The organism is Maribacter forsetii DSM 18668 (assembly GCF_000744105.1).
Taxonomy (GTDB): Bacteria; Bacteroidota; Bacteroidia; order Flavobacteriales; family Flavobacteriaceae; genus Maribacter; species Maribacter forsetii.
The window spans coordinates 1190985-1215974 of the sequence record NZ_JQLH01000001.1; the positions used below are offsets into that span (position 1 = coordinate 1190985).

19 protein-coding genes are annotated in these 24990 nt (G+C 36.7%); 14 read left to right on the forward strand and 5 right to left on the reverse strand.

The features are described from left to right. Positions 1-28: 28 nt before the first annotated feature. Positions 29-712, reverse strand: coding sequence for a cell division ATP-binding protein FtsE (locus P177_RS05050; RefSeq protein ID WP_036152476.1), 684 nt, complete (start codon positions 710-712; stop codon positions 29-31). A gap of 155 nt (positions 713-867) precedes the next feature. Between P177_RS05050 and P177_RS05055 the strand changes: the two genes are divergently transcribed. The 4 genes from P177_RS05055 (at position 868) to P177_RS05070 (ending at position 9082) form a co-directional block, all read left to right on the forward strand. Next, positions 868-3885, forward strand: coding sequence for a tetratricopeptide repeat protein (locus P177_RS05055; protein ID WP_036152482.1), 3018 nt, complete (start codon positions 868-870; stop codon positions 3883-3885). A 29-nt stretch (positions 3886-3914) separates the two neighbouring features. Continuing rightward, positions 3915-5669 carry a TonB-dependent receptor gene (locus tag P177_RS05060; protein ID WP_036152493.1) on the forward strand — a complete coding sequence of 585 codons (1755 nt, stop codon included), beginning with the start codon at positions 3915-3917 and terminating at the stop codon, positions 5667-5669. Positions 5670-5825: 156 nt separating this feature from the next. Beyond that, positions 5826-7838, forward strand: coding sequence for a hypothetical protein (locus tag P177_RS05065; RefSeq protein ID WP_036152495.1), 2013 nt, complete (start codon positions 5826-5828; stop codon positions 7836-7838). 188 nt (positions 7839-8026) lie between these two features. Further along, positions 8027-9082 carry an OmpA family protein gene (locus P177_RS05070; RefSeq protein WP_036152497.1) on the forward strand — a complete coding sequence of 352 codons (1056 nt, stop codon included), beginning with the start codon at positions 8027-8029 and terminating at the stop codon, positions 9080-9082. On the opposite strand, the gene P177_RS05075 is transcribed toward P177_RS05070, so the two are convergent. Next, a complete protein-coding gene (locus P177_RS05075) occupies positions 9079-9861 on the reverse strand; it encodes an NIPSNAP family protein (RefSeq protein ID WP_036152498.1) in 783 nt (260 codons plus the stop codon). The genes P177_RS05070 and P177_RS05075 overlap by 4 nt on opposite strands. Positions 9862-9945: 84 nt before the next feature. Here P177_RS05075 and P177_RS05080 point away from each other — a divergent pair, with 84 nt between their 5' ends. The 5 genes from P177_RS05080 (at position 9946) to P177_RS05100 (ending at position 16218) form a co-directional block, all read left to right on the forward strand. Next, positions 9946-11250, forward strand: coding sequence for an MFS transporter (locus tag P177_RS05080; protein ID WP_036152500.1), 1305 nt, complete (start codon positions 9946-9948; stop codon positions 11248-11250). A gap of 79 nt (positions 11251-11329) precedes the next feature. Continuing rightward, positions 11330-12091 (forward strand): NYN domain-containing protein, encoded by a 762-nt coding sequence (locus tag P177_RS05085; RefSeq protein ID WP_036152502.1) that lies wholly within the window; start codon positions 11330-11332, stop codon positions 12089-12091. Positions 12092-12168: 77 nt separating this feature from the next. Then, positions 12169-13986: a DUF885 domain-containing protein gene (locus P177_RS05090; RefSeq protein ID WP_036152503.1), complete on the forward strand. Its 1818-nt coding sequence runs from the start codon at positions 12169-12171 to the stop codon at positions 13984-13986. A 78-nt stretch (positions 13987-14064) separates the two neighbouring features. Continuing rightward, positions 14065-14493: a hypothetical protein gene (locus tag P177_RS05095; RefSeq protein WP_036152509.1), complete on the forward strand. Its 429-nt coding sequence runs from the start codon at positions 14065-14067 to the stop codon at positions 14491-14493. A 99-nt stretch (positions 14494-14592) separates the two neighbouring features. Beyond that, entirely contained in the window at positions 14593-16218 is a 1626-nt protein-coding gene (locus tag P177_RS05100) for an amidohydrolase (protein ID WP_036157835.1), read from the forward strand. Between the two features lie 65 nt (positions 16219-16283). On the opposite strand, the gene P177_RS05105 is transcribed toward P177_RS05100, so the two are convergent. Beyond that, positions 16284-16823, reverse strand: a complete 540-nt coding sequence (locus P177_RS05105) for a DUF2911 domain-containing protein (RefSeq protein WP_036152512.1) — start codon at positions 16821-16823, stop codon at positions 16284-16286. Between the two features lie 246 nt (positions 16824-17069). Between P177_RS05105 and asnB the strand changes: the two genes are divergently transcribed. Next, positions 17070-18743: an asparagine synthase B gene (gene asnB / locus P177_RS05110; RefSeq protein WP_036152515.1), complete on the forward strand. Its 1674-nt coding sequence runs from the start codon at positions 17070-17072 to the stop codon at positions 18741-18743. Between the two features lie 89 nt (positions 18744-18832). Here asnB and P177_RS05115 read toward each other — a convergent pair whose 3' ends face one another. Beyond that, the gene (locus tag P177_RS05115; RefSeq protein ID WP_036152518.1) at positions 18833-19018 is read right to left on the reverse strand and encodes a CsbD family protein; all 186 of its coding nucleotides are present in this window, start codon (positions 19016-19018) and stop codon (positions 18833-18835) included. Between the two features lie 396 nt (positions 19019-19414). Between P177_RS05115 and gyrB the strand changes: the two genes are divergently transcribed. Both gyrB and P177_RS05125 read left to right on the forward strand, forming a co-directional pair. Further along, positions 19415-21355 carry a DNA topoisomerase (ATP-hydrolyzing) subunit B gene (gene gyrB, locus P177_RS05120; protein ID WP_036152522.1) on the forward strand — a complete coding sequence of 647 codons (1941 nt, stop codon included), beginning with the start codon at positions 19415-19417 and terminating at the stop codon, positions 21353-21355. Between the two features lie 71 nt (positions 21356-21426). Next, a complete protein-coding gene (locus P177_RS05125) occupies positions 21427-22443 on the forward strand; it encodes a DUF6588 family protein (RefSeq protein WP_036152525.1) in 1017 nt (338 codons plus the stop codon). A 184-nt stretch (positions 22444-22627) separates the two neighbouring features. On the opposite strand, the gene P177_RS05130 is transcribed toward P177_RS05125, so the two are convergent. Then, the gene (locus P177_RS05130; RefSeq protein ID WP_157486463.1) at positions 22628-23005 is read right to left on the reverse strand and encodes a hypothetical protein; all 378 of its coding nucleotides are present in this window, start codon (positions 23003-23005) and stop codon (positions 22628-22630) included. A 280-nt stretch (positions 23006-23285) separates the two neighbouring features. Here P177_RS05130 and P177_RS05135 point away from each other — a divergent pair, with 280 nt between their 5' ends. Both P177_RS05135 and P177_RS05140 read left to right on the forward strand, forming a co-directional pair. Then, a complete protein-coding gene (locus tag P177_RS05135; RefSeq protein WP_036152528.1) occupies positions 23286-24212 on the forward strand; it encodes a malate dehydrogenase in 927 nt (308 codons plus the stop codon). Positions 24213-24350: 138 nt separating this feature from the next. Beyond that, complete coding sequence (locus tag P177_RS05140; protein WP_036152530.1) at positions 24351-24968, forward strand: hypothetical protein; 618 nt, start codon at positions 24351-24353, stop codon at positions 24966-24968. Positions 24969-24990: the final 22 nt, after the last annotated feature.

The following is a 24990-nucleotide window of genomic DNA, read 5'->3' on the forward strand; positions in this document are numbered from 1 at the left end:
AAATCTAAAACGGAATTTTGGATTCTATTTAAACCGCTCTCTGCACCACCTCAAATACTTTGTTGGCGTCGCACTTAATTGTTTTAGATGGGAATTTCAGTATTAATGCGTAATCATGAGTTGCCATTAAAATAGTTCTGCCAGATTTATTGATTTCCTGTAATACCTTCATAACCTCTACACTGGTTTGTGGATCAAGGTTTCCGGTAGGCTCATCGGCAATAATTAGTTCTGGATCATTTAATAATGCACGTGCAATGGCAATACGTTGTTGTTCCCCGCCAGAAAGTTCATGCGGAAACTTAAATCCCTTGGTTTTCATACCTACTTTTTCCAGTACGTTAGAAACCCTGTCATCCATTTTTGCCTTATCTGTCCATCCGGTTGCCTTTAAAACAAAAAACATATTCTGGTTGATATTTCGGTCTGGAAGTAGTTTAAAATCTTGAAAAACAATACCCAGTTTTCTACGTAAAAACGGAATATCTTTTTCTTTCAATGTTTTAAGGTCAAAGTCAACCACATGACCTTCACCTTTTTGCAAAGGTAAATCGCCATACAGCGTTTTCATGAAGCTACTTTTACCGCTACCGGTCTTACCAATAAGGTATACAAATTCCCCTTTGGCAATCTTTATACTTACTTCACTCAACACCAAGCTCTCTTTTTGAAAAATAGCCGCATCCTTAAGTTCTAAAACAATCTCTTCCATAACGCAAATGTTGTCATAAAAGTAATAAGTTCCATTTGATATTAGAGAACCCTTTTTTAAAATCTTTTATTTTGTGTGGGTATTACACATACTTAGGTACAATTTTTGACGTTATCACATGTGATAACGGTACTACTAAATAGTAACAGAACACTATGCTTAAAAAAATCACCGCTTTTATTCCAATGGTATTCGGTTTGGTTGCTTTGACCAATGCCCAAGAGACAAAGATCTATACCCACGAACATAAAGCTTTTCAAGACGCGCTTGCGCTTTACAACAACGAACAATATCAAGCGGCACAGACCATTTTTGATAAGGTCAAAGTGTCTACAAAAGATGAGGAGACTGCTGCCAATAGCGCTTATTATTCTGCCAACGCGGCAGTGCGCTTGAACCAGACGGGTGCAGATAGATTGATGGAAGATTTCGTGGCAAAATATCCCACTTCTACCAAACGTAATTCTGCCTATGCAGATGTGGCAGAGTACTACTTTCAAACAGGTAAATATCCATATGCTTTAAAGTGGTACAACAAAGTAGATCAAAGCTCCCTTTCTCGTGGGGAGATGGATAAGTTCAACTTTAATTACGGTTACTCTTTATTCTCATCACGAAAAACGAAAGATGCAGAGAAATACTTAGAAAAGGTTACTACTTCACCAGTTTACGGTTCTCAGGCAAAATATTACCTGGGTTATATCTCATATCAAGAAGATGATTACGAAACGGCAAATCAGCGTTTTGATCAAATTACCGATCAAGATGTATTGGAAGAGAAGTTGAGCTATTATCAGGCTGATATGAATTTTAAGCTCGGTAAGTTCGATGAAGCGATTGCTTTGGCGAAAAAACAACTGCCAAAAGCTGACAGACGAGAAGTATCTGAACTGAACAAGATTATTGGGGAGAGTTATTTCAACTTGAAGCAATATGAAAATGCAATTCCGTACCTAACGGAATACAACGGTAAAGGTGGTAAGTGGAATAATACGGATTATTACTATTTAGGTTACGCTTACTATAAAGGTGGTGACTATGCCAGTGCCATAGCTCAATTCAATAAAATTATAGGAGGTACCAATAGCGTTGCACAAAATGCCTATTATCATTTGGCAGAATGCTATTTGAAGTTGGATAAAAAGCAGGAAGCTTTAAATGCTTTCCGAAATGCTTCTCAAATGGATTATAGTGCCGAGATCCAAAAAGATGCATTTTTAAATTATGCACGTTTAAGTTATGAGGTGGGTAATGCCTATGAGCCGGTTCCGCAGGTAATTACAAATTATTTAAAAACGTATCCTAAAGATGAGCATCAAGATGAGATGCAGACCTTGTTGGTAGATTCATACATTACTTCAAAGAACTTTGAAGGTGCAATGACATTGCTAGAGGAGAATAAAAACTACGCCAGTAAGGCTGTCTATCAAAAAGTAGCTTATTACAGAGGTATCGAACTTTTTATGGAAGGCGATTATAATGCTGCAGCTGAAAACTTCAATAAATCTTTAAATAGTGCGGAAGACATGCTATTTAAAGCAAGAGCTAATTACTGGAAAGCAGAATCTGATTATCTATCTAATCGTTTTAGTGAAGCAGTACAGGGTTATACGGCGTTCAAGAATAATCCATCCGCAAAGAATACAGAAATGTATGCCGATGTAGATTATAATTTGGCATATGGTTATTTTAAACAAAAAGATTATTCTGATGCCATTACCTATTTCAATTCGTTTACAGCCAACGGAGATGCAGAAGTAGAGAAATTACATGATGGTTATTTAAGATTGGGTGATAGCTACTACGCCACGAGTAAATATTGGCCAGCTATTGAAACTTATAATAAAGCATTGGCGTTAACGGGGCCGGAGAAAGATTATGCTTTCTACCAAAAAGCCATGAGCTATGGTTATGTAGATAAAGGTGCAAGTAAAATTGAAAACTTAGAAGAGTTTGTAAGCCAATATCCAAGGTCTAGTTTTAGGGATGATGCCTTGTTTGAATTGGGGAATACCTATGTTGCGCAAGGTCAGGAGAACAAAGGTCTAGAAGCTTATGACCGATTGATCAGTGAATACAAAGGAAGCTCTTTAGTACCGCAAGCATTAATGAGACAGGGTCTGGTAAATTATAATGCCGCTAGAAACGAAGCTGCCTTGGTGAAGTTTAAAACCGTTGTACGCGATTTCCCAAAAACACAAGAAGCAATACAAGCTGTAGCAACGGCTAAATTGGTGTATGTGGATATGGGGCGCGTAAACGAATATGCTGAGTGGGTTCGCGGACTAGATTTTGTTGAGGTGACCGATGCGGAACTGGACAATGCTACTTTCGACGCTGCGCAAAAACAGAATTTAGAAGGTAATGTTGATGCAGCCATTAAAGGTTATAAAAATTACATTCAACAGTTCCCTACTGGTTTACATGCCGTAGATGCCAATTTTAGCTTAGCACAGTTGTACTTCGGGAAAGGAGAAAAAGAATCGGCTTTACCGTATTACAAATATGTTGCCGATAGAAGCACTAGCGAATATGCAGAACAGGCGTTGACTCGTGTTTGTGAAGTTTATATTTCTAAGGATGATTATCAAATTGCATTGCCATATTTATTGAAATTAGAGAGTCAGGCAAACATTTCACAGAACAGAACATTTGCTCGCTCTAACTTAATGAAAGGGTATTACAAGCAAAAGAACTATCCGAAGACCTTGGAATATGCAGACAAAGTATTGGCAACTTCGAATATTGATAATAGAATTAAGAGTGATGCGCAAATTATGATCGCAAGATCTGCCATTGCTACAAATGACGAAGCAAAAGCAAAATCTGCCTACGCGGAGGTATTGAAAATTGCATCTGGGGCAACAGCGGCAGAAGCACTGTATTACAATGCCTATTTTGAAAATTTAGACGGGTCCTATGAGAACTCTAATATTGCAGTTCAGAAATTAGCGAAAGACTATGCAGCCTACAAAGAATGGGGCGGTAAAGGTTTAGTGCTCATGGCTAAAAACTACTACGCTTTAAATGATGCCTACCAAGCGACATATATTCTTGAAAGTGTCATAACAAACTTTACACAGTACCCAGAAATTGTTGCCGAGGCAAGAGCAGAGCTGGCTATCATAAAATCTAAAGAGGCTAAAAGTAACTCATCGGTTGATCCTAACTAAAAATTACGTACACCAGTAAAAGAACATCTATGTACAACAAACATATATTTACGCTTATAATTTTAACGCTTGGCTTTCAAGTTGTTTTTGCTCAAGAAGAAGAGGAAAAAGATTTGGGCACGGAGACCGTAACGGTAACTAAAGCATATACGCCAACCGTTTCAGATGCTTTTAAGATTAAGTCGGTTCCGAATATGAACGACTCTATTGTCTTACAGAAAAAGCCTATTAATTATAGTATTTTTTCTGTTCCCGTAGCATCTACGTTTACACCTAATAAGGGTACGGCATCTAAAGTTGAAAGATTGCCACCACCGGTACTATATAATTCGTATGCCTCTTTAGGTGCGGGATTGTATGGTAATGTGTTGGGTGAATTTTATACCAGTAGAACCATTAATAGGGATGAGAATTTTGATATTGGCTTCAATCACTTATCTTCTCGTGGCGGTATAGATGGTGTAGAATTGAGCGATACGTTCTATGATACCAAATTAGACGCATCATACGCAAAACGTGATCGCGATTTAGATTGGGGTGCAGCAATTGGTTTGCAACATCAATTGTACAATTGGTACGGTATTGAGCCAGGAGTATTCAGTGAAACGGTTATTAATAGTATTGATGAACGTCAAAATTATTACATGGGCGAAGTAAGCGGACATATTAATGTGGAAGATGCTTATTTCAAAAGAGCGGATTTAAAATATCGCAGATTTTTTGATGCGGTAAGTTCTGGGGAAAACAGAGCAATTTTCAATACAGGGTTTGAATTTCCAGTAAATGAAGAGACCTTTAATGCTAAAGTAAACGTTGATTACGTTGGTGGTACTTTTGAGAATGCCGATTTAAATAGTAGTACCAACGATGCAGGAATTTCTTATGGGAATTTACAAGTAGGTATCAATCCGTCTTTAACCATGTTACGTGATGATCTTTCACTGAATTTGGGAGTGAATTTGGTATACGGCATGGACCTGGAGAATAGCGAAAGTAACTTTTATATCTACCCTGCAGTAACGGCATCTTACAGATTGCTTGATGAAACGGTGATTGCTTATGGGGGAGTGACAGGTGAATTAAAGCAGAACTCTTATTATGATTTAGTAGAGGGTAATCCGTTTGTTTCTCCAACATTAAATATTGCGCCTACAGATAGTCAGTACAATGCCTATGTTGGTTTTAAAGGTCAGTTGCTACCTAATTTAAGCTATAATGTAAAAGGGTCTTATTCCGCTGAGAACAACAGACCGCTGTATACATTGAATCCTAGAAATGATTTTAGGTCAGATGACAAAGGGTACTATTATGGTAATTCATTTGGCTTGTTCTATGATGATATTAAAACCTTGGGAATTTTTGGGGAGTTGAATGTTGATGTCAACCGTAATTTTACCGCTGGTGTAAATGTTGAGGTGTATGATTACAATACAGAAACTGGTAATCCGGCTTGGAACTTGCCGAATCTACAAGCGTCATTGTTTATGGATTATCAGATAGGGGAGAAGTGGTACGCAGGTGCTAACTTGTTCTATGTTGGTGAGCGAGATGATTTTTCATCATCGGTAGTACAAAATGTGCAGCCCAGTGATTTTCCTGCTACACTAATAACTTTAGATGGTTATTTTGATGCTAACGCACATATTGGTTATAGATATACAGATCAGTGGTCTTTCTTTATAAAGGGAGCAAATCTTTCTAATAATGATTACCAACGCTGGGCTAATTTTCAAGTTCAGGGAATTCAGATTTTGGGAGGAGCAACTTATAAGTTCGACTTCTAAAAAATATCTTTTATAATTTTATTTACACCTAAGTGTCAGAAGTGTCTGGTTCTTAGGTGTTTTTGGTTTTAATATATATTTAACAAATGAAAGCAAACCCTCTTTAAGTCTCTTCGTAAGTATTGGTGGTTCAACTAATAAAACCTAAAATACAATATGAAAAAATCTATAATTTATTTAGCAATTTTTGCAGGCGCTTTATTTATGGCCTCTTGCAGTGACGATGATGATGCTATAGTCGATGTTACACCAGATGTAACCTGTGACGACGGTATTATGAACGGAGACGAAACCGGTATTGACTGTGGTGGTTCCTTTTGTGAGCCATGCGGTGATGGTATGACGGTTTTAGGTCGTAGAACAGACCTTTTCGTAACCAATAACGATAACGGAAATATTTCAAGATATAGTGTAACCGGAGATTCTTTGGTCACATTCATGACAACAACGACTGCTGCCGAAGGTATTTATTATGATGCTACTGCAGATGTAGTTTTTCAAGCATCTAGAAGTGCTTTGCAATTAGAAGCTTTTACAGATGTAAGCACTATGATGGATGGTGACGCAGTTGCCCCTGCTTATGCAAGTGGTGCAGACTTGGAGAGTCCAAGGGAATTAGCGGTTAACGGATCTTCTTTCGTAGTTGCCGATAATGGTGCCAACAAGTTCTTTGTGTATGAAAATACAGGAAGCGGATTTTCCTTAACTAGTACTGTTGAGGTACCTTTCCCAGTTTGGGGTATCACTTTTAAAGGTGATGATTTATATGCCGTTGTTGATACGACGGGAGATTTAGCGGTGTATTATGATTTTCTTACTAACGCTACCAATGGGGTTTTAAATCCTTCGAAAAGAGTAACAATCGAAGGTATTGTAAGAACACACGGTATTACTTATGATGGTACAGATGATGTAATGGTGTTGACCGATATTGGTGATGCTACAGATGCAAATACAGATGGTGGTTTTCACGTAATATCTGATTTCTCTTCTAAATTCGATGCCTTGTCTGATGGTGAATTATTACCAATAGGTATGCAAGTGCGTGTTGCAGGTTCTTCAACATTAATGGGTAACCCAATTGATGTTGCCTATGATTCTGAAACCGATGCCGTTTATGTTTCTGAAATTGGAAATGGTAAAGTATTAGGATTTACTTCTATAGGTTCTGGTGGAGATTTGTCTCCGTCTTTCAATAAAGATTTAGCAATGGCTTCATCAATTCAATTTAGTAGCGATGAAACTGACGGAAATACGGGAGATTCTAGTGAAGCTAGAGCAACAAGATTATATGCTACAAGTACGGCTGACGGAAATGTAAGTGTATATGATGGTTCTGGTATGTTGACAAAAACAGTAGCTACAGGTTCTGATGCTACAGAAGGTATTTACTATGACGCGTTTAACGATGCTATTGTTCAGGCTTCAAGATCTGGCTTGGCTTTAGAGGCTTATGGTAGTTTCAATGCGGTTACGAATTTAGCAAATATTACAGCAGATTTTTCAGGTAGTGCAGAATTGGCTAGTCCAAGGGAGATTGCTGTTTTTGGAAATAAAGTAGTTGTTTCCAGTAACTCAGAAAACAAATTTTATGTTTATGAGTATGACGGTTCTAGCTTTAGTCTATTGAATACGTTTGATGCCGGTTTTGATACTTGGGGTATCACATTTATGGGGAACACTTTGTTGGCCGTTGTTGATGCTACGAGCGATTTAGCAGTATACGATAATTTCTTGACCGACTTTTCTGCGGATGGTGCAATTACTCCGACCAAAAGAATTACGGTTGACGGTATTGTAAGAACACATGGTATAGATTACAGTGAGGCTGATGATGTCTTGGTAATGACAGATATAGGTGATGCTACGGATGCAAATACAGATGGCGGATTTCAAGTAACTCAAGATTTTGCGGCAAAATTAGCAGCTGTGGATAATGGCGGAACATTGGCACTTTCTGATCAAACAAGAGTTGCTGGTTCTATGACAGAAATGGGTAACCCTATTGATGTTGCTTATGACCATAAAACAAAAACAGTATTTATTGCAGAGATTGGTAATGGTAAGGTACTTGCCTTTTCAGATGCATTAAATGCTAGTGGTAATGTTGCACCAGCTATTAGTAATGACTTATCGTCTGCTGCATCTATTTACTTATATAACAATTAAGAGTTAAAGTAAGGTTTGGTTTTTTATTGTTAGTAAGGCCCTTCTTTTGAGATGAGAAGGGCTTTTTTTGTGCCCTAGATTTGGCAATATCACTATATTTTATCTTTTCTGTATTTTAGGGAATCTATTTGAAATGCATGCACCTTAAAAGACGACATTCTTATTTTTTGCTATTGGTTGCGCTGTGTATGCCATTTTTTTTGACTTGTCAGAATTTAGTATTGAATCCTAGTTTTGAAAACTATAGAAATTGCCCCGTTACTTTGGGTAATCTAGAAAAGGATGTGGTAGATTGGAATATGCCCACTTTGGGGTCTACGGATTATTTTAATGGATGTAGCACGGCCATGGGAACCCCTGAAAATTTTAACGGAAAGCAACCCGCTAATTTTGGCGTAGGTTATGTGGGGTTTTACATGTATGCCCCAAACGATTATAGAGAATATATTCAGGCAAAATTAAGCACGACTTTAAAGCAAGGAGAACGTTATACGATTTCTTTTTATGTGAGTTTGGCTGAGCGGTCAGATTTTGCGGTGAAGGAATTTGGCATCCGGTTTACAGAGTTTCCTGTTGAGGTGGAGACGAGCAAAGTCTTATCAGGAATGCATTTTTCTAAATTACAAGGCGATGCATCCGCAGCATTAGAAATATCCTATTCCAAATATTATTCCGATGAAATAAAATGGGTGAAATTGACGACGGAGTTTGAAGCCACAGGCACAGAAAATTATATGATCATCGGCAACTTCAAAAACAATAAACGCACTCAGAAATATCAGACCAAAAGAAAAATTACCAAAGGTTCATACTACTATCTAGATATGGTTTCTGTGAGTAATGTGAAATCGAAACTTCAAAATACTGCTGTCATCCAAAAAAGGGAATATGTGTTAGATAGCATTCATGTATTTAAAGATGTTTATTTCAATTCTAATAAGGCTGATATTAGAGGAAATCATCAGCAAGAAATGGAATCCTTACTTTCATATTTAATGATAAATCCGTCTATAAAAATCCAAATATTAGGACATACAGATGATGTAGGTTCTAATCCTTTTAATCAAAAATTGTCCGTAAGACGATCAAAAGAAGTAGTAAAATATTTGACAAAAAACGGTATTCAAAAAAATAGAATTTCATCACAAGGGTTTGGTAGTTCAAAACCCATAGCTACTAATAACACAGAAGCCGGAAGATTTCTCAACCGGCGTGTAGAATTTGTGTTGAGCAAACCAGATTAGTAGTCTGAATACTCCGTTGGGTACAATAGGTAAATATCTGCATGGCTTACCGTGTTTTGATATTTATCTATCACAGAAATTTCCTTCCATTTATCAGACGTTCCAAAATCTTTCCAAAGGGCATCCCTTTTTTCCATGTTCGTAAACGTGGTCATATACATAAGGTTGGGCATTTTATCACCGGATATTACATCGGCATAGAAAACGGCATTAAACCCTAGGTTTTCAAAAAGCTCCACTTCACCACCTTCGTTGAACATATCTACTTTTCTGCGGTACATGGCTTCGGTTGGTCCTTCATAGCTTCTTAACTCATAAACCCTATCTGCTCGTGTACCTTCAACTTCACTGGGTTTCATTTTTGGCATATCTGGGAAGGCACGTAGCAATACAGAACTAATTCTTTCATATGGCTTTTTGTCATGTGTGGCATGTATATAATCTGCCCCAGTGGAAAGGTGCGTTTTATCTACCGCTAACATTTCTTCTAGGTTCTCAAAAGTTGCAAGAGATTGAAAGGGTATTAGTACATATATTTTATCGCTGACTTTAAATTTATCTGGCCGCAACTTAAAAACGCCTATATTTTCAATACCCACTCTTTTTAATGCAGGTAGGTATGCATTTCTTAAATAATCATCTACCATGTTCTCTTGGGTTTCATTTTTTATGGTATATGTTTTTAGTTCATAGTATTCTTTTTCTTGAGCAAGGCTTGAAAAAGAGGTAATTGCCGTTAGTAAAAGTAGTAATAGAGGTAAGGGAAATTTATGTTTCATGAAATCTGAATTTGTTTTTAGATTAACAAGTTAATAATAAATTGAGTGAAGGCTATGGTGTACTTTTGTAGAAGCACAATTACTATGGCGAATTTTCTTCAAAAACCACTTATTGATCCAGCTAAAAGTCCCATTTTCTATGGCTACGTTATTCTTGTTATCGGTACCATTGGTATTTATTGCAGTATTCCAGGACAGACAATTGGTGTGTCTGTTTTTACAGATCCGGTGAAAGATGCCTTAGGATTGTCACGTAACCAATTCAGTAACGCCTATATGATCGGTACCATTGTCAGTTCTTTGGTTATTGGTAGGGCAGGCGTTTGGTTTGATACATATGGAGCGCGGTATGTTGCATTTTTTGCAGCCATCTCTTTAGGGCTAACCTTATTTTTGTGTTCATGGTCTGCAATTATGAGTTCGTATATTAAAGAACTTCTGTCAATAGATACATGGGTGATACCATTCATTTTAATGACGGTGTTATTCTTTATGCTGCGTTTTGCGGGACAGGGCGTTTTGACTATGGCATCTAGAAATGTCATTATGATCTGGTTCGATAAGAATAGGGGTAAGGTCAATTCATTTAGCAGTGTGGCGCTTTCTTTTGGGTTTTCTTCTTCTCCACTTTGGGTAAATGCCCTAATTGAAGGGTATGGCTGGGAAAATACTTGGCAGATTTTAGCGATAGGTTTACTGATCTTTAGTGTGTTTATTTACATCTTTTACAAAATATCGCCAGAGAAACATGGATTATTACCAGATGGTGCTTCGGCTTTATCTTCAGAAGAGAAAGAGAAAAAAGTGTTACCTAAGCAGTTCACTCTAGAAGAAGCAAAGAAAGAGAGAGCGTTTTGGATGTATGGTCTTACACTTGCATTCAATTCCTTTTTTATTACCGGTCTTACCTTTCACGTGGTTTCAATTTTTACACACGAAGGTTTTGTAAAAGAAGATGCCATAGCTATCTTTTTACCTGGGTCTGTTGTTGCCGTTACCGTTTCCACCATTTTCAACTTTTTGAGTGATTATCTGCCTTTAAAATTGTATTTGTATTTAATGTTGTTAGGCGGATTTTTAGCTTCTCTCGGATTTTTGTTCTTACCAACTGTAGCGGGTGTACCTATGTTAATTGCAGGTTTTGGAATTCTTGGTGGATTCTTTGCCGTACTTAATGCAGTTGCCTGGCCCCGATTTTTTGGCAGGGCACATTTAGGAAGCATTACAGGAAAAATTATGAGTTTTTTAATTTTAGGCAGTGCCCTAGCGCCAAGTATTTTTAGTCTTTGCCTATCTACATTTGGGTCTTACCAAATGGTGGGGTATTTAGGGTTAGCATTTTTAGTGTTTCTGGCAATTGGTTCTATACAGGCGAATAATCCGCAATAAAAAAATCATTTTTAACTTTATCGCTTAACATGTTGCCGTTCAAGTATAAATCAATCTATCTTTACATAAAACACTACAAATGGATTTGAATTTAGCAGTATTAATAGATGGTGATAACATTCCGTCTGCCTATGTAAAGGAAATGATGGAGGAGATTGCTAAATACGGTAACCCTACCATTAAACGTATTTATGGAGATTGGACCAACCCACGATTAGGGAAATGGAAAAATGTATTGCTTGAAAATGCTATTACGCCCATTCAACAATATGGCTATACCCAAGGGAAAAATGCAACCGATTCTGCTATGATTATCGATGCTATGGATGTGCTATATTCTGGCAAGGTCAATGGTTTCTGCATTGTAAGTAGTGATAGTGATTTTACTCGCTTGGCGACCCGACTTAGAGAAGCAGGCATGCAAGTCTTTGGTATAGGAGAACGCAAAACGCCTAACCCGTTCATTGTAGCTTGTGATAAATTCATATACATAGAAATTTTAAAAGGTAGATCAGAAGAAGAAACGACTGATGCTGCAAATAAAACACCTGCAGAAAAGAATACGGTAGATAAGATTACGCCAAAGGCATTGCGTTTTATTTCAACGACTATTGATGATGTTGCTGATGATGATGGTTGGGCATTTTTAGGTGATGTTGGTAGCTTGTTACAAAAAAAGCAACCAAATTTCGATTCTCGTAATTACGGATTTCAAAAACTGACACCGCTCATCAATTCTATTCCGCATTTCGAAATTGAACGTAGAGAGGATTCTAAGGGGCGTAAAAAATTGATTTACGTAAAAATTAAGGAGAAGGCGAATTCTAAATCAAAGAAGTAATTCCTTTTTTAAATTCAATAAAATAGAGGTTGATCAATCATAATAGTTTTGTATTTTTCAGTACAAAATCTAATTCAATGGTTCGTACACTTTGGCTCTTATTATTCGTAGTTGTTATTTATTCTTGTAAAGATTCTTCAAAACAAGAACAGCCTATTACAACGAAACCAATTGCTGAGGTTTTTGCCGAGTTCTACGAGTTTAAGAAAAGCATCAACCCTATAGAAGCTACAAAAGCGGGTTATTCGACTTATAATGATACCGTAGCCAATTATATTTCTGATGATTACATTTTACATTTAAAAGACCGCTATACCTACTTTTTGGAAGAGTTGGGTACATACGATTCTACACAAGTGAGTGCTGCAGATTATATGAGTATGCGTGTTATGGAGTGGGATTGTAATGTGAAATTGGAGGGCGTAATGAATCCTGTAGTCACTATTGCTTCACCTATTTATGATTTGCCAAGTTTTGAGTTGATGCCGCTTTTTCAGATACAGTCGTTGCATTTATATGTGGCGCAATTGGGCGGTGGTACAAGTGTGCAGCCCTTTAGTAGTATTGAAGACTATAGCAATTGGTTAGAGAGATTAGAAGATTACCTCGCATTTTTAGATACATCTATTGAGAAAATGAAAGTTGGTATGGATAAAGGTGTTGTTCTGCCTAAAGAACTTATGCTAAAAATGCTGCCGCAGATTCAATCGTTTATTGATGTTCCTTTAGAAGAAAACCTATTCTATAAACCAATAATGAATTTCCCAGACGGACTGTCTGATGTTGATATGGATATTCTTCAAAGTAATTTCGAAGATTTTATTCAAGAAAAACTAACACCTAAATATGTTGAGTTAAATCAGTTTTTAACCAAGGAGTATTTACCAGCTTGTAGGGATACTGACGGATTATTGGACTTGCCTAGCGGAAAAGAAACGTATCAATATTTAATTAAATTGCATACGACTACGAACATGACTGCAGATGAAATCCATGAATTGGGATTGTTTGAAGTGTCTCGTATTTCTAAAGAGATGGAGGCTGTAAAGAATGAAATAGGATTTAAAGGCAATTTAAAATCCTTCTTCGGTTCTCTTCGTAATAAAAAAGAATTGATGCCTTTTTCAGAACCTGAACAGGTAATCGAAAGTTTTAATGCTATAAATGACCGCATTGCATTGCGTATAGATTCTTTGTTTGCCCTGACTCCAAAAGCAGATTTTAATGTGCGTAGAACAGAAGCTTTTAGAGAAGCATCAGCAAGCGCGGAGTATGTGCCGGGTTCTAAAGATGGGTCTAGAGCAGGAATTTTTTATGTCCCAATTCCTGATGTAAAGAGTTATAACAAGGTACATGATGAAGCTTTGTTTTTACACGAAGCTATACCTGGGCACCATTTTCAATTAAGTTTGCAGCAAGAAAATAATAAGCTTCCTGAGTTTTTACATCCAGAAAGTATGGGTGTTTTTGTAGAAGGTTGGGCGTTGTATGCAGAATCTTTAGGTAAAGAATTGGGTATATATACAGACCCTTATCAATATTTTGGTATGCTAAGTATGGAGATGCACCGCGCAATTAGACTAGTGGTAGATACGGGTATTCATGCAAAAGGGTGGTCACGAGAAAAGGCCATTCAATTTTCGTTGGATAATGAGGCGGAGTCAGAAGAAAGTATAATCGCAGAAATTGAAAGATATATGGCTACCCCAGGGCAAGCGTTATCCTATAAAATTGGTCAGTTGAAAATAAGGGAACTCAGAACTAAGGCTGAAAATATATTAGGCAATAAATTTGATATCAAGGAATTTCATAGTCAAATTTTAGATTCAGGCAGTTTGCCTTTGGTGTTATTAGAAGAAAAAATAGATAGCTGGATTATTGAGCAAGACAAATAATGTTGTAATTACCTGGCAATCACATGAAATATATAAAAAGAATCTTCGTTTAGAATACATAGTATAATACAACCATTAATGAAAACCAACCATTGTCTTTTACAAGCTTTTTTGCTCATATTAGTGTTTTGCTCCTTCTCGTCAGTAGAGACCAATGAATTGAAAGAACCATTTCAACAAAAATCTGAAGAAACTAATTGCAAAACTTCTGTCTTGGGAGTTTGGAAGTATACCATGACAAATGTTGATGAACCGTATGAAAAGGGAATGTTTTTTATTACCAAAAAAGGGGATTCTTACGACGTAGCCGTAAAATTAGGTACAGGTGTACTTACTGGTCAAGATATTGTTGTTCAAAATAATAGTATTAATTTCAATGTAAATTTTGAAGGTCTAAAAAGGGTGTCGTTCGTATTAAAAGTTGAGGGCGATGTAATAATGGGAGAAGGCTATTCTGCCAAGGGCACTAGTGAAATTTTAGGTGTTCGCCAATTGCCTGGACAATAAAGATTTAAAACTTTCCGAAAAAATACTTAGTTTTCAATATTATTTGAAGTGGGGACGTATGTGCTTACTTTTTCTATTTTGCTAACTAACTATTTTGTTGTGAAAAAACTACTGCCAATTTTACTTGTTTTATTATCTGGTTGCGAACTCATGAAAGAGAAAGTTGACCTGGTAATCGTTAATGCCAAAGTTTATACCGTAGACGATTCTTTTTCTGAAGCACAAGCATTTGCCGTGCAGGATGGTAAATTTATTGCCGTTGGTACTACAGATGAAATAAGAGATGTGTATACTTCTGATCAGTTGATCGATGCTGATGGTAGAGCTATAACTCCCGGTTTAATCGATGCACATTGCCATTTTTATGGGTTAGGACTTAATCAACAAATAGTAGATTTAGTTGGTACTACAAGTTTTGAAGAGGTGTTGGAGCGCGTTAGGGAATTTCATACAGCTAACCCAAAGTCTTTTGTTAGAGGTAGAGGCTGGGATCAAAATGATTGGGAAATCAAAGAATTTCCTACAAAAGCAGAGTTAGATACTATTTTTCCTGATATACCGGTAGCTTTGGAACGTGTAGACGGTCATGCATATTTGGTAAATCAGAAAGCTTTGGATATGGCAGGTATTGACTGGAGTACCAAGGTTGAAGGTGGAGAAATTGTAAAGAAATGGGCTAATGGCTATTCTGGTATTACCGGAGTTTTAGTGGATAATCCTATGACACTTATAGATAGTATTATGCCATTGCCAACACTAGAAGATAAAATTAAGGCGTTGAAAGATGCAGAAAGAATTAGTCTTAACCACGGACTTACAACTGTTAATGATGCGGGTTTAGATAGAAGTACTATTGAGTTGATCGATAGTTTACAGCAGGCTGGCATATTGTCCATTAGGGTGTATGCTATGGTGAGCAATAACAAAGAGGATGTTGATTATTACATCAAGAAAGGACCTGTTAAGACAGATCAATTAAATGTCAGGTCAATTAAGGTGTATGGTGATGGAGCTCTAGGTTCTAGAGGTGCGGCTTTAAAAGAAGAATATAGTGACTTACCTAAGCACTTTGGAGCTATGATTACTCCCGTTGCAGATATTGAGGCATTGGCTGAAAAACTAGCAAATTCAGAATATCAAATGAACACGCACGCTATTGGCGACTCTGCAAATATTGCTGTGTTGAGAGCTTACAAAAATGTACTTCAAGGCAAAGAGGATAGACGATGGAAAATTGAACATGCACAAGTATTGACAGAAGGTGATTTCGATTACTTTGAAGATGGCATTATTCCGTCAGTTCAACCAACACACGCAACAAGTGATATGTATTGGGCAGAAGATCGTTTAGGGGAGAGAGTAGAAGGTGCTTATGCATATAAAACGTTATTGAACAAAGCAGGTACAATTGCACTAGGAACCGATTTTCCTGTAGAGGATGTAAGTCCTTTTTTGACATTTTATGCAGCTGTTGCAAGACAAGATACTAGTGGATATCCCAAGGGAGGTTTTCAAATGGAAGAAGCGTTATCTAGAGAAGAAACTTTGAAGGGAATGACCATTTGGGCAGCGTACTCTAATTTTGAAGAAGATGAAAAAGGAAGCATTGAGCCTGGTAAGGTAGCGGATTTTGTCATCTACGATAAAGATATGATGACGGTTCCGGTATCTGAAATACCTACTATACGTGCTGAACAGACTTTTGTAAATGGTATAGTTAGATAATAAAAAAGAGCAAAAAAAAAGCCTCGGTCAATGACCGAGGCTTTTTTAATATATGTTGTTTCTAATTACATAGTAATAGGAACTGCAACTCTTGTTTTGTCCCAACCCATTACCAAGTGTGCACCGTCACCAGCATCTTTAAAAGCTATTGAAAATTCTTCTAAAGAAGCAGCGTCAGAACCATTAGGTACCGTTACGCGAGCAACATCTGCAGCTTCATCATAAAAATAAGATCCCCATTGGTTTAAGTTTTTGTTCAAAATAACGGTCCACTCATCTCCACCAGGTATGGTGAATAAAGAGTATGTTCCAGCTTTAACAGCTTTACCGCCAAATGTAACATCTTTGTAGAATGTAATTTCAGGAGCTTCGTTGGCACCTGTTCTCCAAACTTTTCCTGTAGGAGCTAATTCTTCCATAGAACGACCTTTTAATTGTGGTCTTCCGTAAATAATACGTACCGCCTTTTCAGAAACTTTGTAATCTGTAGGGTAGGCAGCCATATCCATTGGACTTTTGTCAATTCCAGAAAATTCTTGTGCAGATACCGTAGAGGTTAAAACTAAGGCAAAAATAAGTGTAGCTAGTGTAAATACTTTTTTCATAATAATTGTTTTGGTTTTCTAGGTCATAAAACTAAGCAGTTCCTTACAGTCCGATTAATAAAAAGAAGTTAAATTTTTTGATAGTTACATTCCAGCATGTTTTAAACGCTATAAATATAGAATACATGTCATATTTAATCAATAAATTAATTTATAGTTATAATATGTAATCATAATTGTATTATGTGTTTGTTAAATGAAACAATAAATAGATATTTGTATTCGAAATGATATAATAATTAGATTATGTGTGGAATAGTATGTGCATTTGATGTTAAGGAAAGTACGGAGTTACTTAGGCCTCAACTTTTAGAAATGTCGAAGAAAATAAGACATAGAGGTCCGGATTGGAGTGGTATCTATGCAGATGATAAAGCCATCTTGGCGCACGAGCGTTTGGCTATTGTGGATCCAGCTTCTGGTAAACAACCATTATTGAGTCCAAATGGTAAATTGATATTAGCTGCGAACGGAGAAATATATAATCATAGAGAATTACGTAAGCAATTTGAAGGTACTTATGACTTTCAAACAGAATCTGACTGCGAGGTTATTTTGGCTTTGTATCAAGAAAAGGGAGTAGATTTTATAGATGAATTGAACGGTATATTTGGTTTCACGATTTATGATGCCGAAAAAGATGAATATTTTGTAGCTCGTGATCATATGGGAATTATTCCTTTGTACATGGGTTGGGATAAAAACGGAACGTTCTATGTAGCATCAGAATTAAAAGCACTTGAAGGTACCTGTACCAAAATAGAATTATTTCCTCCAGGGCATTACTTGCATAGTGCTGACGGAGAAATAAAAAGATGGTACTCTAGAGATTGGATGGAGTATGATGCGGTAAAGGAAAACGAAACTAGCATACAAGAAGTTAAGGAAGCTTTAGAAGCTGCAGTTCACAGACAATTAATGTCTGATGTACCTTACGGTGTATTGTTATCAGGTGGTTTAGATTCATCCGTAACTTCTGCGGTTGCAAAGAAATATGCACAGAAACGTATAGAGAGTGGAGATACTACAGATGCTTGGTACCCGCAATTACACTCTTTCTCTGTTGGTCTAGAAGGTTCGCCAGATCTAGCTGCTGCAAAGAAAGTGGCAGATCATATAGGTACCGTACACCACGAGATCAAGTTTACCATTCAAGAAGGTTTAGATGCTATTAAAGATGTTATCTATAACATAGAAACATATGACATAACTACCATTCGTTCTTCTACACCTATGTATTTAATGGCACGTGTTATTAAGTCTATGGGTATTAAAATGGTATTGTCTGGTGAAGGTGCAGATGAGATATTTGGAGGTTACTTGTACTTTCATAAAGCACCAAACGCACAAGAGTTTCATGAAGAGACCGTACGTAAGTTAGATAAGCTTCATATGTATGATTGTTTAAGAGCTAACAAGAGTTTAGCTGCTTGGGGAATTGAAGGACGTGTGCCGTTCTTGGATAAAGAATTTATGGATGTAGCTATGCGTATCAACCCGCAAGATAAAATGATCAACGGTGAACGTATGGAGAAATGGGTAGTACGTAAGGCATTTGAAGATATGATACCGGAAAGCGTAGCTTGGAGACAAAAAGAACAATTCAGTGATGGTGTAGGTTACAGTTGGATCGATACCTTAAAAGAATTGGTTGAGAAAGAAATATCAGATGAGCAAATTAAAAATGCGGCATTCCGTTTTCCTATCAACACACCATTGAACAAAGAAGAATATTACTATAGAACTATTTTCGAAGGACATTTTCCTAGTGATGCTGCAGCATTGAGTGTGCCGCAAGAAGCAAGTGTAGCTTGTAGTACGGCAACAGCTTTGGAATGGGATGAAGCGTTTAAAAATATGAATGACCCTTCTGGTAGAGCAATAGCTAACGTACATGACGAAGCATATGTTAAACAATAGAGTTTGAATTAGTCAATAAATCTATTGTAAAAACCCCGTCTACTTCTGTAGGCGGGGTTTGCTTTTTTATGCGTGTATGGTTTTACCGTTTAAATACTATCGATCATTTCTTTTAATTTCTCTTTAGACTCTCCGGTCTTTTCTTGAATTCTTCCTAATAGCTCATCAGATTTTCCTTCTGCGTACGTAAGGTCATCATCGGTAAGGTCGCCATATTTCTGTTTAAGTTTTCCTTTAGCTATATTCCACTTTCCTTTGAATTGTTCTTCGTTCATAATAGATTGTTTTAAGATTATACCTCTAAATTACTATCCATATCTAAAGGATATCTTAATATTTTGCTATGAATAGCGATAGGGCAAGTAATCAGTTTTATTCCGTTAATTTCAGCTGTTAGATGTTAACATTTCACAAATTATAAGACGAATTTTAATAAAATCATAAGAACAATTTACGGTGTCACATAGGTCGCATTTAATGGTTTATTAGGCTTTCGTTCTTCTTTTTAGGGGTGTTTTATGATTTGTGCCGCTATTTAGGGTCTGGCGGCTAATTTTCCACAATTATTGTTGATAACTTGCATTTGTCCAATCCTTAGAAAGGCTATATTTCATGGGGTATTGCGTATATTTGTAAGATTGCAAAATTTGAAGTAAAACAACCTTAATTTTATGAGCGAAGAAGCAAATAAGAAAAATTATTCGGCAGATAGTATTCAGGCCTTGGAGGGAATGGAGCACGTACGTATGCGTCCATCCATGTATATAGGTGATGTTGGGGTCCGTGGTTTGCACCATTTAGTATATGAAGTAGTAGATAACTCTATTGATGAGGCTATGGGTGGTCATTGTGACAACATTAGCGTAATCATAAACGAAGATAATTCCATAACCACTAAAGATAACGGTAGGGGTATTCCTGTAGATCTTCATAAAAAAGAAGGCGTATCTGCATTACAGGTTGTAATGACCAAAATTGGTGCAGGTGGTAAGTTTGATAAAGATTCTTATAAAGTTTCTGGTGGTCTACACGGTGTTGGTGTTTCTTGTGTAAATGCATTGTCTGATCATTTATCGGCAACGGTTTATAGAGATGGTGTTGTTTGGCAACAAGAATACTCTAGAGGTAAGGCTTTGTATCCTGTTAAAAGAATAGGAGAAACTACGGAGAGAGGTACAGAGGTGACTTTTCACCCAGATGATACCATATTCACACAAACTATAGAATATAGCTACGAAACTTTGGCAAATAGAATGCGTGAGCTTTCTTTCTTGAACAAAGGGGTAACTATCAGTATTACGGATAAGCGCCAGAAAGATGAAAAAGGAGAGTACGTTGGAGAAACGTTCTTTTCTAATGAAGGTCTTAAGGAGTTTGTTAAGTTTTTAGATGGTAACCGTGAGTCTTTGATACAAGGGGTTATTGCTATGGAAGGGGAAAAGAATGACATTCCTGTTGAAGTAGCTATGATATATAACACTAGTTATACAGAGAATCTTCACTCTTACGTAAACAATATTAATACGCACGAAGGTGGTACGCATTTATCTGGATTTAGAAGAGGTTTAACTTCTACTTTAAAGAAATATGCGGATGCTTCTGGTATGTTGGATAAATTAAAGTTTGAAATTCAAGGAGATGATTTCCGTGAAGGTCTTACGGCAATTGTATCCGTAAAAGTTTCTGAGCCTCAATTTGAAGGTCAGACAAAAACAAAATTAGGTAACAGAGAGGTTTCGGCAGCAGTAAGTCAGGCAGTGTCTGAAATGTTGACGGATTATCTTGAGGAACACCCGGACGATGCTAAAACTATTGTTCAAAAAGTAATTCTTGCAGCGCAAGCTAGACATGCAGCTTCTAAAGCTCGTGAAATGGTACAGCGTAAGAATGTAATGAGCGGTGGTGGTTTACCTGGTAAACTATCTGATTGCTCTGAGCAAGATCCTGAAAAATGTGAGATATTCCTTGTCGAGGGAGATTCGGCAGGTGGTACTGCAAAAATGGGTCGTGATCGTAACTTTCAAGCGATCTTGCCATTAAGAGGTAAGATTTTGAATGTTGAAAAAGCCATGCAACACAAGGTTTTTGAAAACGAAGAAATCAAAAATATGTATACTGCTTTGGGGGTAACTATTGGTACCGAAGAAGATAGTAAGGCATTGAACTTAGATAAGTTAAGATATCATAAAGTAGTCATCATGTGTGATGCCGATGTCGATGGTAGTCATATTGAAACACTGATTTTAACTTTCTTCTTCCGTTACATGAGGGAGTTGGTAGAACAAGGACATATTTATATTGCAACTCCGCCTTTATACTTAGTTAAAAAAGGACAAAAGAAGAGATATGCTTGGAGTGATAAAGAGCGTGACGAAATTGCGGATAGCTACAGTGGTGGTGTTAGTATACAACGTTACAAAGGTCTTGGTGAAATGAACGCAGAGCAATTGTGGGATACTACAATGAATCCTGAGTTTAGAACATTACGTCAAATACAAATAGATAATGCGACGGAAACAGATCGTGTTTTCTCTATGCTTATGGGTGACGAAGTACCGCCTAGAAGAGAATTTATTGAGAAAAATGCTGTTTATGCAAACATTGACACATAGAAAATACCATTTACACAACAAAAACCTGCGCCTACAGCGCAGGTTTTTTAGTTTTAGGTAAAATTAGAAATATGAAAAATCTACTTACTTGCATTTTAGTTGGAACATGCTTAACGGCGACTGCTCAAGCAGATTTCAATAATGTGCTTTCAGCCGGAGTTGAAGATGCGGAAAGGTTTACTACGGATTACATGTCTCCACTATCAGAAAGTGTGGTGTATAGCATGTCAACAGGTTGGTATAATACTGCCGATGCAAAACCCTTAGGCGGATTTGAAATTTCAATTATAGGTAACATAACCGGTTTTAAGAATAAAGAAGATAAAAAGACATTTATCCTAGATCCAAACGATTACCAGAATTTGGATTTTGTGGATAACCCAGGTGTTGCAAGAGAAGTTTCAACTGCATTAGGCGATATTTCTGGAACAGAGGTATTCGTTGAAGGTGAAGTTTTAGGGGTAACGGTTCGTGAGACTTTTGAACTGCCATCAGGATTAGCAGGAGAAGATATCGATTTTATCCCTTCAGGATATTTACAAGGAAGTGTAGGGTTAATCAAAGGAACAGAGATAAAGGCAAGATTCCTTCCTAAAATAGAATATGAAGATGCATCTATAGGATTGTTTGGTGTAGGTATTCAACATGACTTCACAAAATTATTACCAGCAGATAAGATTTTACCTGTTGCAATTTCGGCTGTTATAGGATATACCAATATAAGTGGAGATTATGATTTGACCAATGCGAGATTAATCGATGGTGAAGATCAGCGAATAGAAGCTGAAATCAGTAGCTGGGCTTTTGGTGCGGTGGTTTCAACAAAATTACCTATCATTAATTTTTATGGCGGTGTAAATTATATTACCGGTAAATCTGTGACAGATGTACTGGGAACATATAGAGTTACAAGCGGTCCATTTGCATCAGATACATATGAAGACCCTTTTTCAATTACCAAAAAGGTAAATGGTGTAACTGGTACCTTAGGTACTAAACTAAAATTAGGTTTCTTTAGGTTGAATGCTGAATATAATTTAGGAGAGTTTAATACTGCAACGGTTGGTGTTAACTTCGGTTTTAGATAAAGACAAGTTTTAAATTTAAAAAGGTCCGATAGGAATTATCTCTAATTCCGTCGGACCTTTTTTTGTGCTTTAAATAAGCGTAGGTAATACTTGTTAAAAGCTGTTTTTAGAACAACAATGGGTATAAAAAAGACTGCCCAGATCCCTCCGGACAGCCTTTTTCCCATGGCCCTGTTAAAATCGTTTATTCCCTTATTGCCAATGTAGCACCATCTTTCTTTTGAAGATATGAACCTTCATCAGTTGCTTTAATGGTAATTACATTGTTGGGTTTGCCATCAAGACCTTTATACTCCACAGTATAAATATCGCCTTGTTTAGACCAGTTGAAATCTGTTTTTAGGGTAATGGTAGAACCGTCGATTTCATGATATCTTCCTAAAAAAACATCATTGAATATCCATTCTTTTCTAACAGTTTGTTTTGAGGAACTTTCGGTTACTATTAATTCGGATTGTGACCATATCCCTATAATGGGATCGGTATTTTGTTCGATGCGAGAACAGTTCGCAAGAAATACTATGGCGCATATCGCCAACAAAGAGAGGAACTTCTTAGTCATAAGTAGGTTAATTTATTTTTGGATTTGGGATCCACAGTAATTAACGTGACTAATTTTGGGATATTACTTTAATTCGATGTACGGTCGCTTTTTGACGATTTCTTCGTTAAAGCGCAAAATTTTTTAACAAAATATGCATTTTGTCGATGCTTTTCAGCCCAATTAAATCAGCTGCTCCATAGCATAATTCGTCAATAAATACCTATTTTTGGAACGGAAATTCAATAGACATAAAGTGGACATACCATTTTATATATAATAATTCATAAAATAGAAATAAATGAAAGTTACAGTTGTAGGTGCTGGTGCGGTAGGTGCTAGTTGTGCAGAGTACATTGCCATTAAAGATTTTGCATCAGAAGTGGTTATTTTGGACATTAAGGAAGGTTATGCTGAAGGTAAAGCGATGGATTTAATGCAAACAGCCTCTTTAAACGCATTTGATACAAAGATAACAGGTAGTACAAATGATTATGCTAAAACAGCAGATAGCGACATTGCAGTAATTACTTCTGGTATTCCAAGAAAACCAGGTATGACAAGAGAAGAATTGATCGGTATAAATGCTGGTATCGTAAAAACGGTTTCTAGCAGTTTATTGGAGCATTCTCCAAACGTTATCATTATCGTAGTAAGTAACCCTATGGATACTATGACATATTTGGTTCACAAAACTACTGGCTTACCTAAAAATAGAATTATAGGTATGGGCGGTGCTTTAGATAGCGCTCGTTTCAAGTATCGTTTAGCAGAGGCTATGGAAGCTCCTATTTCTGATATTGACGGTATGGTAATAGGTGGTCATAGTGATAAAGGTATGGTGCCTTTAACTTCTCATGCAACTAGAAACAGTATTCGTGTATCTGAATTTTTATCTGATGAAAGATTAGAGCAAGTTGCTGCCGATACTAAAGTTGGTGGTGCTACTTTAACAGGTTTGTTAGGTACAAGTGCATGGTATGCGCCAGGAGCTGCAGTTTCTGCTTTGGTTCAAGCTATTGCGTGTGATCAAAAGAAAATGTTCCCTTGTTCTACAATGCTAGAAGGAGAATATGGTTTAAACGATATCTGTATAGGTGTACCTGTAATCTTAGGTAAAAATGGTATTGAAAAAATCGTTGACATTCCATTAAGCGATGCTGAAAAAGCGAAAATGCAAGAAAGTGCTGCTGGTGTTACTAAAACCAATGGTCTTTTAGAGTTGTAGTTTATATACTCTTAAACATAAAACAAAGCCTTTATAGTCTAACTATAAGGGCTTTATTTGTATTAATAGGTGAGCATTGGTATTATATATTGTAAAAAATATACTACCTAGAATAATCTTTCTTTTTATATTTGCCGCATGAATGCAAAATGGTGCGTAAGTACTTTATTTATTATTCTAGCCTTATTAGGGCTAAGTCAAGAGCAAACTAAAGCTTCTAATCAGCAAATTGTACTACAATTTGCTGATGTAGAATTAGCTTCGGAATCTGCCCATGATGAGATTTTAGCAGAAATCACCAAGAAACTAGAAGTTCTAGGTGTTGATGGTGTTGAAATTATAGAAAATGACGGTGCTCAATTAAGTATTCGTTATTATAGCGATGTTGATGCACTTAGTGTTAAAGAGTTTCTTTCTGAAGAAAATCAACCGCTAACAACCAATGAAGAAGAATTTCCTTCAGACTACCCAAAAGAACAACTACCTGAAACATATAATTTAGTAGTATCTGACCTGCATCAGCAAGCAGATAGCGGTGTTACTTTGAATGCAACTCTAGTTGCCGTTCAAAAGCAGGATTCTAAAAAATTGACTAACCCGGTATTATTGCCGTTTAGTAGTGCTGTAGAATTAGAGCAAGATGTTCTTGTAGCTACGGCTTATAAGATTAATAGAACTATTGCATTTGCAATAGATAATACTTCACAAATAATTCCAGAAGTAAGGGCAGGACCTTACTCATGTGGAAATAGCTAATTTCCGATAACATACACTAGTA

What these genes read in the sequence shown, in the direction of transcription:
- P177_RS05050 (WP_036152476.1), bottom strand. Translation starts at nt 712, where the DNA reads ATGGAAGAGATTGTTTTAGAACTTAAGGATGCGGCTATTTTTCAAAAA.
- P177_RS05055 (WP_036152482.1), top strand. Translation starts at nt 868, where the DNA reads ATGCTTAAAAAAATCACCGCTTTTATTCCAATGGTATTCGGTTTGGTT.
- P177_RS05060 (WP_036152493.1), top strand. Translation starts at nt 3,915, where the DNA reads ATGTACAACAAACATATATTTACGCTTATAATTTTAACGCTTGGCTTT.
- P177_RS05065 (WP_036152495.1), top strand. Translation starts at nt 5,826, where the DNA reads ATGAAAAAATCTATAATTTATTTAGCAATTTTTGCAGGCGCTTTATTT.
- P177_RS05070 (WP_036152497.1), top strand. Translation starts at nt 8,027, where the DNA reads ATGCCATTTTTTTTGACTTGTCAGAATTTAGTATTGAATCCTAGTTTT.
- P177_RS05075 (WP_036152498.1), bottom strand. Translation starts at nt 9,861, where the DNA reads ATGAAACATAAATTTCCCTTACCTCTATTACTACTTTTACTAACGGCA.
- P177_RS05080 (WP_036152500.1), top strand. Translation starts at nt 9,946, where the DNA reads ATGGCGAATTTTCTTCAAAAACCACTTATTGATCCAGCTAAAAGTCCC.
- P177_RS05085 (WP_036152502.1), top strand. Translation starts at nt 11,330, where the DNA reads ATGGATTTGAATTTAGCAGTATTAATAGATGGTGATAACATTCCGTCT.
- P177_RS05090 (WP_036152503.1), top strand. Translation starts at nt 12,169, where the DNA reads ATGGTTCGTACACTTTGGCTCTTATTATTCGTAGTTGTTATTTATTCT.
- P177_RS05095 (WP_036152509.1), top strand. Translation starts at nt 14,065, where the DNA reads ATGAAAACCAACCATTGTCTTTTACAAGCTTTTTTGCTCATATTAGTG.
- P177_RS05105 (WP_036152512.1), bottom strand. Translation starts at nt 16,823, where the DNA reads ATGAAAAAAGTATTTACACTAGCTACACTTATTTTTGCCTTAGTTTTA.
- asnB (WP_036152515.1), top strand. Translation starts at nt 17,070, where the DNA reads ATGTGTGGAATAGTATGTGCATTTGATGTTAAGGAAAGTACGGAGTTA.
- P177_RS05115 (WP_036152518.1), bottom strand. Translation starts at nt 19,018, where the DNA reads ATGAACGAAGAACAATTCAAAGGAAAGTGGAATATAGCTAAAGGAAAA.
- gyrB (WP_036152522.1), top strand. Translation starts at nt 19,415, where the DNA reads ATGAGCGAAGAAGCAAATAAGAAAAATTATTCGGCAGATAGTATTCAG.
- P177_RS05125 (WP_036152525.1), top strand. Translation starts at nt 21,427, where the DNA reads ATGAAAAATCTACTTACTTGCATTTTAGTTGGAACATGCTTAACGGCG.
- P177_RS05130 (WP_157486463.1), bottom strand. Translation starts at nt 23,005, where the DNA reads ATGACTAAGAAGTTCCTCTCTTTGTTGGCGATATGCGCCATAGTATTT.
- P177_RS05135 (WP_036152528.1), top strand. Translation starts at nt 23,286, where the DNA reads ATGAAAGTTACAGTTGTAGGTGCTGGTGCGGTAGGTGCTAGTTGTGCA.
- P177_RS05140 (WP_036152530.1), top strand. Translation starts at nt 24,351, where the DNA reads ATGAATGCAAAATGGTGCGTAAGTACTTTATTTATTATTCTAGCCTTA.